The organism is Gluconobacter sp. Dm-44 (genome assembly GCF_018256175.1).
Lineage (GTDB): Bacteria > Pseudomonadota > Alphaproteobacteria > Acetobacterales > Acetobacteraceae > Gluconobacter > Gluconobacter cadivus.
In genome coordinates this window covers 163,973-177,758 of sequence record NZ_JAERLZ010000005.1, presented here as the reverse complement: position 1 = coordinate 177,758, position 13,786 = coordinate 163,973, and the positions used below count along the sequence as shown (strand labels likewise).

The window sequence follows — 13,786 nt, the reverse complement described above, 5'->3', positions numbered from 1 at the left end:
CGTTGGATGCTGTTATGCCCGAGAGGTTCAGTGAGCAAAAATGATTTTATTTCATTGTTCTATGAATTTAATTCATGGTTGGGTTTCGTGAGGGAGCTGTCTGTGCGGCCTGTTATCCGTTTTGGCGCAGGGCAGTGGCGGGGGGCAGGGTTGCGATGCGCCGGGTCTGGGTGATGATCGTCAGGACGGCGATGAAGATGGCGGCGGCCGTAACGGCGAGGAAGGGCAGGGGAGTCAGACTGATCCGGTCATCGAATGTGGACAGCCAGATCCGCATGAGGCCCCAGGCAGCGGGCCATGCGATCAGGCTGGCGAAAGCGACCGGACGGAGAAACTGTGTGAGGAGAAGCCACAGCACATCCCGCGTTCCCGCACCGAGGACCTTGCGGATGCCGATTTCCTGACGTCGTCTTGAGACATTGAACGCCGAGAGGCCGTAAAGGCCCAGACAGGCAATTGCGATAGCGATCGTCGAGCCGATACCGAAGAGTGCGCCGTGGCTTCCATCTGCACGATAGTCCTCGGCGAAAATGTCTGACGCTGTCCGGGCAGAGAAAGCAACGTCCGGTGCGACTTCGGCCCAGGCTTTTGCCAAGCGCTCCATTTCGATCTGCGCGGACGCGCCGTTATAGCGGATCAGGCCGCCGATATAAGGGAACGAGCCAGAGGCCCCTGTGAACAGCAGCGGTTTCATGGGGGCATTTGCCGAATGGATCCGGATATCGTCGATGACGCCGATGACATGATAGGTCTGAGGCGCGCCTGATTCCTGAATATCTTTTCCGATGGCAGTCTGCGGAGACGCAAACCCGAAGCGTTCGGCGGCGAGGCGCGTCAGGATGACGCTCGTGCCGTTGCCTGCGGTGAACGGGTTGGCGGGATAATCCTGCCCATGATGGGGATCGAAAAACCGCCCCGCGAGAAGATGCGCGCCGATCGCGTCGAAATACCCCTCCGTTGCGCGTCCCCAGTTCATCGAGTGTTTTTCGGGATGGCCGACGAGCAGCCAGTCTTCGTTGTTGACGGCGTTATAGGGATAAATGTCTGACCGCGTTGCGATCCGCACACCCGGCACCTGGGCCAGACGCGCCATGATGTCGCGCTGGCGATTGAGGAGGGAGGAATCGTCGAGCGCAGGGATGACGATCAGCCCGTCCTGCGTCATGCCACGATCCAGTGTCCGGACATGACGCGCCTGAAGACTCATGACGAGGCTGCAGATTGCGAGTGTCATGGCGAAGCTGAACTGCAGCACGACCAGAAGGGAGCGCAGTCCGCTCTCGATCCGCCCGCCCGCGGGGGTTTTGCTGGCGGCGAGAACCGCAGCCGGACGAAAGCCAGAAATGACCAGAGCGGGATAGAAGCCTGCCAGTGTTCCGGCACCCAGCACGACCAGCCCATCAACCGACAGGACAAATCCCCAGTCCATCGACAGGCTCCAGCCGCCCCACAGATTGACCCAGTGCAGGGCGAGCTCTGTCAGAGCCGTGCCCAGAGCGGCGGCGATCACGACCATCAGATAGGCTTCGCTCATGAACTGCGCGATCAGGCGCGGACGTGTCGCGCCCAGCACTTTGCGCACTGCGACCTCACGCGCACGCAAGGCCGAGCGTGCCGTGGCCAGATTGACATAGTTGATAATGGCCGTGGCCAGACCAGCTAGTCCGATCAGACCCAGAATGCGGATGAGAGCCCGGCTGTTGCCGCCTTCCCCGATGGCTGCGGCATGAAAATGAAAATCTTTCAGCGACAGCAGGTTCAGTCCGCCGGTCCCGAACATTTCTTCAAGCAGAGCCTTCGTCCAGTTTCCGGGATGAGTGTAGGGATAGTGCGCGAGACCGGCGCGGACGCGCGGGATGGCGCGCGGGTCATCAATACGGAGCCAGATCGTGCCCCAGAGTGACCCCCAGTTCGTAAAGGCGTAGCGGGAGAGCCAGTTCGTCGGAATAACTTCGATCAGATCGAATTTCATCGTCTGGTTCGGTGGCTGGGGGGCGAGAATACCAGTCACGATCGCGTCCGTCTGGCCATTATCGATGCGCAGCCGCTTGCCCAGCGCCTGTTCGGTTCCAAAGTATTTTCGCGCCATATCGGCTGAAATCACGACCTTCCCAGGGCCATCCAGTGCGGTGGCGCGGTCTCCGGCGAGCAGGGGCAGTGCGAAGACGGAAAAGAACTCCGGGTCTGTCATCGTCACCTTTTCCTGCGCGAGGATCGTCCCACCCCGCACCACGAGCGTTTCTTGTAGAACCCTTATGGCGCTGCTGATTTCGGGAAAATCCTGCTTCAGGAACGGGAAAGGCACGAAGCTGATGAAATCGCTGTCGGCCGGTGCGTGTCCGGCCGGGCGGAAGGCTTCGTCCACGGCATAGAGATGCGAGACGTTGGGAACGCTGGAATCATAACTGGTTTCGTACTGCACGATCAGCGCCATCGTGAGGAAAACGGCGATGCCGAGCGCCAGACCCGCCAGATTGAGAAGCGTATAGCGTTTCTGGGCGGTAAGGGTGCGCCAGGTTGCTCTGAAGGTCTCTGCGAACATCGTTTTTTTCCTTACCAGCCGGCCTTGTCGATGGCGGAGATCGGCGCCTGAAGGGGCTCCCAGCCGCGCGTGCGGGCGCGCTGGAGCTTCGCTGCGGCGTCATAATGCGGAAGGTTGGGCAACAGGTCTTCGGCCTGCAGACGGCCCATCGAGGCGAGGAGGGTGGCTTCGGCGACGATGGTGTCATGGCGGCTGCCGGCGAGTTCCACCTGTGCCGAGCGCAAATTCTGATCGGCATAGAGCACGTCGGTCGTGCTGCGCAGGCCGTAGCCATATTCGATCTGATAACCCTTGAGTGAGGTCTCGCCGGAGCGGACTTCCGCCGTCCCGGCGCGGATGGCCTGTAACCCGTTTTCGACCGCGTGCCAGTTGGTCGCCACGTCCTGCAAGGCGGTGCGCCGGGCGAGTTCGACGCTCTCGCGGGCCTGTTCGTCCTTGTTGCGGGCCTGACGGATCTGGGAGTTGTACAGGTCGCCATTATAGATCGGCTGCACGAGTTGGACGAGGCCCGTCACCTGCTCGCCATACTGGTCGCCGTGGAACGGGGAGGCCGGGCCGATCGTTCCGAACGTCCCCTGCACCTGAATCTGAGGGCCCCATTGCGAGCGCGCAGTGTCGATATCGGCGGCGGTGGCTTTCTTGGTTTCCTGCATCTGGATCAGCTGCGGATTGAGCGCCAGCGCGGTTTTCAGCGCCTGATCCAGTGTGGCGGGCAGGCCGGGCAGGCCGTCCGGCATCGTCAGTGTGTCCGGCTCCGTCCCGATGACCGCGCGGAACTGCGCGACCGAGGCCGCGAGCATGGCCTGAGCCTGCGTGACGGCGACTTCCGCCGAGCGACGCCGGGTTTCCGCCTGTTCGACATCCGTGCGCGTCACCTGTTCGGAGGGTTGGCCGCCGAGAGTGTAGCGGGAGGTTGTGAGCTGTACCTGACGGGTGAGCATATCCAGATCGGCCCGCCGCACGTCGAGAATGTTCCGGTCTCGCAACACGTTCATATAGGCCGTTACCACACCGGTGAAGACCTGTGCCTCGGTCAGTCGCAACTGGTGCAGCTCCGCTCGCGAGCGCGCATCCGCCGCGCGCACCTGATTGGCAACATGTCCGAACGAATAGAGCGTCTGTTTCGCCGAAACATATCCTTCAGCGGAATTGGACGTATAGGACCCTAGCGCGAAGGCACTGGTATAAGGTCCCTGCTGGTAGGAAGCATCCATGTTGACCTGAACGGTCGGTCGCCAGCCGGAACGGGCTTGTGCGGAGTTTTCGGTAACGGCGCGCTGGTTGGCCTGTTCCCCTCGCAATGTCGGATTGCTGCGATAGGCCAGCGCCAGCGCCTCCTGAAGGGTCAGGGCGTCCGCCGGAGCGGGCAGAAGAGCGGGGACCGAGGCCAGCAGGGCGAGGATGAGGGCTTTACGGTAAGTCATGGGCGTATCGGGTCCGGAAGAAGCGGGAGGCTTACTGGGAGCTGAGAGCGATGGCGGGCGCGCTTCGAGCGCCGCGGCGGATCTGGAGCAGGGTGGTGAGTGTGGCGAGCGCCAGCACGATCAGCGCGGTCAGGGCGAAATAGAGCGGGGAGAGGCTGATGCGTCGGTCAAACCCGGACAGCCAGCCCCGCATCACCCACCAGGCGACCGGCCAGGCGATGAGGTTTGCGATCAGGACGGGGCGCAGGAATTGCAGCACTAAAAGCCGCGTGACCTGTTGCGCCGTCGCGCCCAGCACCTTGCGGACGCCGATCTCGAACAGGCGGCGGCGCACGTTGAACACGGCGATGCCGTACAGACCGATGCAGGAAATCGACAGTGTCACGAAGGACGCGACGATCATCAGCGTTCCGCGCTGTTTTTCTGGCCGGGTATCGTTGTCGATGATGTCGCCGACACTGCGCAGGTTCAGTGCGCTTTCGGGATAGACCTGCTTCCAGACCGTGGCGATCGCAGTCCGGACAGCGTTTTCGGGGGCGTGGTCAAATCGGACGGAGAGCACGCCGTAACCGATCGGGCCGGACACGGCGTAATACAGTGCGGGCGTGACACTGGCGCGGCTGTTTTTGAACCGCATGTCGGCGACGACGCCGATGATCGTCTGGATGTCCTTGCCGTGCAGTGTGATGGGTGCGCCAATGGCGCTGGCAGCGTCCGCAAAGCCGAGCGCGCGGATGGCGGCCTCGTTGAGGACGACGTTGTGGGCGCCGAATGTCCAGCTCTGTCCGGCCAGAAAGCTGTCGAATGGTGCGACCGGCATGGCGCGGCTGTCATAGTCGTGGGTCGTGTCGAACAGGCGCCCGGCGAGGAGATGCGCGCCCCAGACAGGCAGCGTGGAGGGCTGCATCGCGACTACGGCCAGCAGAGGCGGCGGGTCTGAACGTCCCGGACGGGTCGTATCGAATGTTATGACCGCTCTTCCGCCGCCGGGTGCGTCGTCCGCAACCGTGACGCCGGTGACGCCGGGCAGGCCACGGACGAGATCGCTCAGGCGTTGCTGGCGCAGGCGCTCGGCCTGTTCGTTCGGCAGATAGGCCATCAGGAGGCCGGACTGCTGAAAACCGCGATCCATCGTCTGGAGCAGATGGGTCTGGCGCCAGATGACCAGTGTGCAGATCGTCAGCGTCACGGCGAAGGCGAATTGAGCGACGGTCAGCCCCTCCCGCAGACGGCTGCCAAGACGCCCGCTTCCCGGCATCCGCGCGGAGGCGAGAACAGCCGCCGGGCGGAAGCGTGAGAGCATCCAGGACGGATAGGCCCCCGCGCAGGCCCCGCCGATGATGGCGGAAGCCAGCAGCAGGGGCAGCGCGAAACCGAAATCGAGGCCGACCGGCCAGCCGCTCAGCGTGCTGATCCAGGGGAGTGTCAGTTCGGTCAGGACGAGCGCGATGACGGCCGCGATCAGGGCCAGACCGATGGCCTCCGCCGTGAAAGACAGTCCGAGTGTCAGGACTGTGGCGCCCAGCACCTTGCGCATCGCGACTTCCCGCGAGCGGGTTGCGGCTAGAGCTGTGGAAAGCGTGACGAAATTGACCAGTCCCGCCCCGAGTGCGAGCAGCCCGACGACACCGAGAATGATCGGCAGGCGTTCATCCGCCCCGCCCCAGCCAATGGTCGCGTCGAAGAAATGGAGTGTCGTGAGGGGCCGTGTACGAATTTTGAATGCCTTGGCATCTTCCGCCGACAGTCCGGCGGCGTGACGCTGTACGATACCACTGAGAAGATCGGGCAGTCGGGATGCGACGGCTGGTGAAACCCGCACCCAGGTCTCGGCTGCGCTCATTTCCCACGACGATCCGGCCTGCATTTCGGAGGCGGAGGTTGGGACGAGAAGATCGAATTGTGGCGTGGTGTTCGGCGGCAGGTCCTTCAGGACGCCGGTGACATGGAGCCGTTCGGTCCGGCCTTTCTGCGTGATGTCCAGCGTCTTCCCCAGAACATTATGATCCTGCCCGAAGAAGCGCCGCGCCTGCGTCCGTGTCAGCACCACGCCTTTGGGAACAAGGGCCGTGCGCGGATCGCCTTCCGCCAGCGAGAGCGCGAAGACGTCGAACAGATGGGCATCGGTCCGGGCGATGAAAACGTCCCAAGCGTTGTCATTGATGCGGACGGTTGCTCCGGAGAAGCCGCGCAGGATCGCGGTTGCGTTCCAGTCTGGATGCTCCGCGCGGAGTGCGTCGATCAGCCGGATGCTGGACACTGTGGTTTCCTCGTCGGAGAAGGCATCCAGCCGGTAGATGTGCTCCGCATCGGGGATCCAGCGATCGAAGGTGAATTCGTAACGCACGATCAGCGCAAGCGTCAGGAACGTCGCCATGCCGAGCGCCATGCCCAGCACGTTCAGGGTCGTGAACAGGCGGCGCTGGAGAATGCCGCGCCAGAAAACGAGGGCGATATGGGAAAGCATGGCGTTTACTCCGCTCTGAGCGCGCGGGCCGGTTCGGCACGGGCGAGGCGCAGGGTCTGTCCGAGGACGGTGAGGGCGGCAATGAGGAGCGTCACGAGGACGACGGGTGCGAAATCAAGCCAGGAAAGCGCGATGCGCTGGTGGAAGCCGGACAGCCAGGAGCGCATCACGAACAGCGCCGGAAAAGCCGCCATGACACAGGCCAGCAGGACAGGGCGCAGGAAATCGCCGAGCATGAGGGTCAGCACGTTGTGCGTCGTGGCCCCGAGCGCTTTGCGGATTCCGACTTCATGGGTCCGCCGCAGGGCCGTGAAGGAGGCCAGACCGTACAGGCCCAGACAGGCGATGAAGATCGCGATGCCGGACGCGATGGAGAACAGCCATCCCCGGCGCTGCTCCGTGATGTAGAACGTGGACATACGGTCCTGCACCGTGCGGAAACTGGTCGGATCATCAGGGAAAACCGGGTCCCAGGCCGATTTGAGGCGCGTTTTCATGATGTTTTCGGGCACGCCCGAGAAACGGACTGATGCGTGGGGATAATCGAGGGCGGCGGTTGAATTGAACGTAATCTGCGGCGAGACGTCATCGCGGGCGGAGACGAAGCGCATGTCTTCCATGACGCCGATGACCCGCAGCATGACGGGACCGCTTTTGAGGGGCGTGCCTATGGCGCTTTCCGGTGAGGCAAAGCCCAGCCGGGACACGGCCGTGCGGTTGAGGACGACGTTCCATGTTTTTCCGGACGACTTGTGGAACGCTTCGTCGCCGGGGCTGTCGTCTTCGCCATGGCTGCTGTCGAACCAGCGACCCGCGAGCATGCGGGGCCGATAGGTCGTGGCGTAGTCTCCGACGACCGTATCGCCAAGGACATGAATGTCTTCGCGCTGGGGGCCGACCGGCGTCACGTTGAAGCGGTGGCGGTTGTCGATATGCGGGGTCAGCTCTGACAGCGATGCGGAGACGACACCCGGCGTATGGCGCAGGGCCTCAAGGATTGCCCGTTGCTTTGCGATATCGCTCGTCATGATGTCGGAGCTGATCAGGATGCCGTCACGGGCGAACCCCAGATCCTGTGACTGCATGAAATGGGCCTGCCGGTTCACCACCAGTGTGCAGATGGCGAAGGCCACTGCGAAGGCGAACTGCACGATGACGAGACCGTTCCGCAGACGCGTTGCCCCGCGTCCGCCAGACGGCATGCGCGTGGCCGCCAGAACATGCGCGGGCTGGTAGGAAGACAGGACGAGCGCGGGGTAGATCCCGCAGGCAAGCCCCGTCAGCAGCACGACACAGAGGAGGAAGGGCAGCGTGAAGCCGTAATCCATGTGCAGGGTCGTGCCCGTCAGGGCAGCCGTGAAGGGCAGGGCGATCTCGCACAGGGCGAGCGCGAGTGCGCCGCCAATGGCGGTACTGGCGATCGCTTCGCCGACGAACTGGACGAACAGTGCCTTTCGCGTGGCGCCGAGCGTCTTGCGGATGGCGACTTCCCGCGCGCGCAGACCGGAGCGGGCCGTGGCGAGATTGATGGCGTTGAGCACGGCAAGAAGAAGCGCGAGGGCGCCGATCAGTGCGAGAATATTCACCACCGAGCGATCGGTCGCGTCATCGCCGCCGACGACATGCAGGTCATTGAAATGCGTCTCGCGCAGACTGACGAGGGACAGGGCGAAGCGCCGTTCGGGGTGGACGCCCTCGCTGCTGTCATCATTCGCCGTACCGGACGCATGGTCGATCACGAAGCGGGTCAGGTTTCTTGCGATGGCGGTACGGTCGGCTTCGCTCCGCACGTGCAGGAAGATATTGCCCGAGCTTGAACCCCAGCGTGTGAACTGTGGTTTCTGCATTTCATCGGACGGGAAAGGCGTGAGGGCGTCCGGGGCGATCGTGACCGGACCGGACGCGCGCGCCAGTACGCCTGTGACCGTCTGACTGCTGCGGTGCCCTTCATGATCGGTTGTGAGCGTGCGTCCCAGCACGTCGGTCGTGCCAAACAGCGCCTGTGCCGTATCGGCGGACAGGACGATGGCGTCGGGCCTGCTCAGGGCTGAACGCGGGTCGCCGTGTTCAAGCGGGAGGGCGATGACGTTGAAAAAGGACGGGTCCACCATGGCGGCATCGGCGGAGATGCTTCTGTCGCCGTTATGGAGCTGGTAGTCTTCCGTTTCGTAGCGCGTCGTATCGACGATCTGCGGGAAATCGGTGCGCAGGAACGGAAAGGCGATGAACGGGACATCGGCATATTCCTGCGGTGCGCTGCCCGGGAACATGAGATGGGAGTCCAGCCGAAGGACATGCGCCGCGTCGGGAATGGTCGCGTTGAAGCTGTATTCGTAACGGACCTGAAGGGTCAGCACGAGGCAGACCGCCATGCCGAGCCCCAGCCCGAGGACGTTGAGCGCCAGATAGAGCGGCTGACGCCGGGCCTGACGGAGGATGCTGCGCAGGATGGTGAAGAGCATGACGGTTACTCCGCGCGCAGGGCGCGTGCAGGCTCGGCCCGGGCGACGCGCAAGGTCTGGAACAAGACGGTCAGGGCGGCCACAAACAGCGCCGCCACGAAAACCGAGGCGAAATAAATCGGAGAGAGCGCAATCCGTGCGTCGAAGCCCGACAGCCAGTTCCGCATCATCATCCAGGCCAGGGCACAGCCGATCAGCCCGGCTCCCACAACCGGCTTGAGAAACTGTCCCATCAGCAGGCCCAGAACGCGGCCGGTCGTTGCGCCCAGTGTCTTGCGAATTCCGACCTCAAGCATCCGGCGGGCGACGGTGAAGGAGGCGAGAGCGTACATGCCCATCACCGCGATGAAGATGGCAATGCCCGCGCCGATGGCCAGAAGCTCGCCGCGCCGTTCGTCGTCGCGATAGTCACCGGACAGCAGATCGGTGGCCAGAACGGCGTTAAATGCGAGACTAGGTGCTCTTTGCCGCCAGATCGCCTGAAGAGCGGTTTTGACGTCCTGTTTCGAACGGTTTTCAAAGCGGATGCCGGCGCTTGTGAAACGGTACGGGGAGGACGTGTAGAAATAAACATGGGGAACGCTCTGTTCGCGTGCCGATTTCAGGCGGATATCATTCACCACGCCGATGATGCGCCATGACGCACGATCAGTATTCTTGCGGATCGTCTGGCCCAACGCGGCTTCTGGCGTTGTGTAGCCCAGTGCGCGTGCGGAACTGACGTCAATGATGGCTGAATGGATGCCGCTTCCTTTCTGCTGGTCGTCTTCGCCATGAGCGTCGTCGAACAGACGCCCCGCTATCAGGTGCATTCCGAAGAGCTGAAAGTAGTCGCGTCCGATATCCTGCCATTCGAGCCGCGGGCGGTGATCCGGCATGGTCGCGGGCGAAAAATAATCACCTGCGAAGAAGCCGTAATTACCCGGCATCGTGTAGAAATAGGACACCGTCGTCACACCCGGAATGCTGCGGAAAGCATCCATGAGCGACAGTTGTGTGGCCGAGGGGCCGACATTGTCGATGAACGGAATGAAGGCCAGCCCGCTGCTTTCGAACCCGCGATTCATGTCCCGCACGAAAACTGACTGGCGCAGGATCACCACGCTTGAGGCACTCAGCCCGATCGCAAAGCCGAACTGCACGACCACAAGTCCGAGACGGACGATGGCGCCAAGGCGGCCCATCGTCGCCATGCGCGAGGCGGCAAGCACTCTTGCGGGCTGGTAGGACGAAAGCCACAGCGCCGGATAGGCGCCGGCCAGCAGGCCCACGACGACCGTCAGCGCCAGGAGTGCCGGCAGCACAAGGCCATAAGGAATGACGATATCCCATCCGCCCAGCGCGTTGACTGTCGGGATGGCGATTTCAATCAGGGCCAGGGCCGGGATGGCTGCGCACAGGACAAGCAGCATCGCCTCGCCCATGAACTGGACGATCAGATCGCGTCGTGTGGCACCCAGCGTCTTGCGCATCGCCACTTCGCGGGCGCGGAGCAGACCACGGGCGGTAGACAGGTTGATTGTGTTGATGAGGGCGGAGAGGATCGCCAGAACGCCGATGAGCCCCAGCATGATGACGCCGGTGCGGCTGGCGTCCGACGCGCCCAGCGTTCCGTCAAGAAAATGCAGGGACGGCAGTTCGCGGACCCGCCAGTCCCGTAATTCCCCGTTCTGCCGCACCTGCGTGGGCACATGGTCGGTGGAAAACTGCGCCATCGCATTCTGCATGTGTCTGGCGTCGGAGGGACTGCGGAGACGAAAGAAGAGATATCCGCCCTCGATCCCCCACTGCCTGAAGGCCGGGGAGGCCAGCATCGCACTGTCGATCGGGATCAGCATGTCGGGCCTGAGTGTCGTATTGCCCGGGACCGGGCCGAGAACGCCGGTTACGGTGAGGTCGGCCTTGCGCCCGTCGTGATCGACCGTCAGTCTGCGCCCGATCACGTCGATCGTATGAAAATAGGCCAGCGCCCGTTCCTGCGAAAGGACGATGCTGTTTGGTGCCAACAGCGCGGAAGCCGCATTGCCGCGGATGAGGGGGTAGGGCAGCGTCGCGAAGAAATCGTGATCGACATAGAGCGCGTTGGACGCGTGGATATCGTCCGGTGTGATGATGGAAATACCGTCGGGGCGGATGCGCGTGGCATGTGTGATTTCCGGGAAAGCTGTCCGGAGCGCGTCGTAAACCCGGAACGGGGCATCCGCGACTTCCGCCGGTTTCCCGCCGGATGCATTGACGGCGTCTAGCCGGTAAATGTCGCCTGCGCTTGTCAGCCACCGGTCGAACGTGAATTCGTAGCGGACGATCAGCCCAAAGGTGAGGCAGGTCGCAAGCCCAAGGGCCAGTCCTGCGATGTTGATGGCCGTATAGAGCCGATGATGGCGCATCTGGCGAAAGAACGCCGTGAAAACAGGAGAGACGTATCGGGAGAGCATGGCGATCACTCCGCGCGAAGGGCGCGGGCGGGTTCGGCCCGGGCGAGGCCGAAGGTCCGGCCGAAGATTGTCAGCGCACACAGCAAAGCGGCGAGCAGCGTGGTAAGCACGAAATACAGAGGCGTGAGTGCGACCGGGTTGTCGAAGCCCGTGAGCCAGTTCCGCATGAAGAGCCAGGCCACAGGCCAGGCGATCAGGCTCGCGTACAGGACGGGGCGCAGGAACTGTCCCAGCAGCAGGCGCATGATCTGCGCGGTCGTGGCGCCCAGCGTCTTGCGGATGCCGACTTCATGCATTCGGCGTTCGGCATTGAAAGCCGCCAGCCCGTACAGACCGAGGCAGGCAATGGCGATGGCGACGGCCGCGCCAATGCTGAACAGACGGCCGCGTGCGATATCGCCCCGGGTGGAGTCCGCGATGATTTCGGTCATGGTCTGGGGCTCGAACGGAACGCCGGGCGCCAGTGTCGGCCATGCCCTGCGTAATGTGCTCAGAACACGGGGCATCGCACCCGGTGCGGTCCGGAACGCAATGATCCCCTGCTCGATCGGGCCTGTTTCCAGTTCGTAGATCGGGGGAGGCAAGGTGTCCTGCCCGGAATTGAGAATGACGTCCTCGACGACACCGACAATCGTGCGCTTCTCGGCGGCCTGGTTGTCGCCAAACATGAAGGTCTGTCCCAGAGCGGCCTGCGGCGAGGAAAAACCGAGCTTGCGCGTTGCTTCCCGGCTGAGGACGAAGTTCTGCGCCAGCACGTCCGGAGCCCCGTTTTTCGTGTGGGTGACATCTGTCGCGCGGGCGGATGTCGTCAGGCGTCCCGCGAGCAGGCGCAGCCGGAACGTCCTGAAGAACGCTTCGTCATGGGCGACGGTCTGTGCCATGAAGGCTTTCTGACCGGGTGTGCGGTGGACGCCCCCGACGTCGTAGCGCCCGAGTGCCCCTCCCGCCGAGACGGACAGGTCGGTGACGTCAGGCATGGCGCGCAGGAGGTTCACGATGGCGGTCTGCTGCCTGTCCAGCACGTTGAGATTTTCCGTGGCGATAATGGCGAGGCCGGGGATCGTCATGCCCCGGTCCAGATGACGCAGATGCAGCGCCTGCGCGTTGACGACGAGGGTGCAGATCCCGAGCGTCACGGCGAATGCGAACTGGAGCCCCACCAGAAAGAGCCGGATCCGTGCACCGAAGCGCCCCTGTGCCGGAAGGCGGGCGGAGGCGAGGACCGGTGCGGGTGAAAACGAGGACAGCATGAAGGCGGGGTAAAAGCCGGCTCCCAGCGTGAGGACGACAATGACGCCGCCCAGAAGCGGGAGCGCCCAGCCGTAATCCAGCGTCACGGCCCAGCCCGAGAGGCTGGCGACCATCGGGAGCGCGATTTCCGTCAGGATCAGCCCCAGCATGGTCGCCAGCGTCGTCAGCACGAGGGTTTCCCCCAGAAAGCGGATCATCAGCCGGGTGTGGGAGGCGCCGAGAACCTTGCGGATGGCCACTTCCCGCGCCCGACCCAGAGACTGCGCGGTGGCGAGATTGACGTAATTCATCGCCCCCGCGAGCAGGGAGAGGGTGCCGATCGCGGCGAGTGCGAACAGCACGCTGCGCGATGCCCCGTCCTCAGCCACGCCATCGGAGCCGAAATGAACGAGCGGGAGAGGAACAGCCTTGAAGGTCATTTTTTCACCCCCCGGATCTGTCTGCTTAAGGGCGCGAGACATTGGGGAGGCCATCAGGACGTCATGGGCGTTTTGAAGAAAGGACCGGCGCAATGCGGCTGTGGGCAGCACCGCGTAGGTTTGCGCGCACATCGTGTCCCAGCCGTCGCACGGGCGGTCCGCAGCAGTTTTCGGGATAGCGGCAATCAGATCGGTCGGGATCATGGTGTTGGACGGATGGTCGCGAAGCACTCCTGCGACACGATAGACGGAGGTTTTCCCATGACGCGTGACCTCCAGTGTCTGGCCGAGCGCGGGTTTCGTTCCGAACAGCTGCCGCGCCATGGTCGCCGACAGGATGATGTTTTCGGGCGAGGAAAGAACGGCTGGGGAACCGGCTGTGAATTTCAGGTCGAAAAGGTCGAAGAAATTCGGATCGACGAAGCTGACCGTCTGGTCGTAATGCACCGTTCTGCTGATGTCCGAAGGCGCCACCAGATCTGCGGAGATCTGTTCAAGGCGCGTGCCTTGCAGACCGGGCATACGGGTCTGGACTGCCGGAAGCACCGGGTCATGAAGCGCGGCCATATGAAATGTGCCGCTGCCGATCATGAAATCAGCCTGAAGTTCGTAGATCGACGCCGACTGCCGGTAAAAGCCGTCCCAGCCCAGTTCGTAACGCGCCACCAGCGCCAGTGTGAGAAACGTGGCCACGCCCAACCCAAGACCGATCACGTTCAGGGCGGTGTAGAGCCTGTAGCGCACGGCCAGCCGCCAGAAATCCGATATTATCGTCCTCATGGCCCT

Annotated in this window: 6 protein-coding genes; all 6 read right to left on the bottom strand. The window is 63.2% G+C overall.

Annotated elements, in window-relative coordinates; translation table 11 throughout:
* Positions 1–112 precede the first annotated feature (112 nt).
* Genes JK213_RS08285 through JK213_RS08260 form a run of 6 tightly spaced genes read right to left on the bottom strand, consistent with a single transcriptional unit; the run spans position 113 to position 13,780 of the window.
* A complete protein-coding gene (locus JK213_RS08285) occupies positions 113–2,542 on the bottom strand; it encodes an ABC transporter permease (protein ID WP_194262469.1) in 2,430 nt (809 codons plus the stop codon).
* A gap of 11 nt (positions 2,543–2,553) precedes the next feature.
* Positions 2,554–3,966: a TolC family outer membrane protein gene (locus tag JK213_RS08280; RefSeq protein WP_194262470.1), complete on the bottom strand. Its 1,413-nt coding sequence runs from the start codon at positions 3,964–3,966 to the stop codon at positions 2,554–2,556.
* A gap of 31 nt (positions 3,967–3,997) precedes the next feature.
* Entirely contained in the window at positions 3,998–6,433 is a 2,436-nt protein-coding gene (locus JK213_RS08275; RefSeq protein WP_194262471.1) for an ABC transporter permease, read from the bottom strand.
* A gap of 5 nt (positions 6,434–6,438) precedes the next feature.
* Positions 6,439–8,895, bottom strand: a complete 2,457-nt coding sequence (locus JK213_RS08270) for an ABC transporter permease (RefSeq protein ID WP_194262472.1) — start codon at positions 8,893–8,895, stop codon at positions 6,439–6,441.
* Between the two features lie 5 nt (positions 8,896–8,900).
* Positions 8,901–11,330 (bottom strand): ABC transporter permease, encoded by a 2,430-nt coding sequence (locus JK213_RS08265; RefSeq protein WP_194262473.1) that lies wholly within the window; start codon positions 11,328–11,330, stop codon positions 8,901–8,903.
* 5 nt (positions 11,331–11,335) lie between these two features.
* Positions 11,336–13,780 carry an ABC transporter permease gene (locus tag JK213_RS08260; protein ID WP_211571346.1) on the bottom strand — a complete coding sequence of 815 codons (2,445 nt, stop codon included), beginning with the start codon at positions 13,778–13,780 and terminating at the stop codon, positions 11,336–11,338.
* Positions 13,781–13,786: the final 6 nt, after the last annotated feature.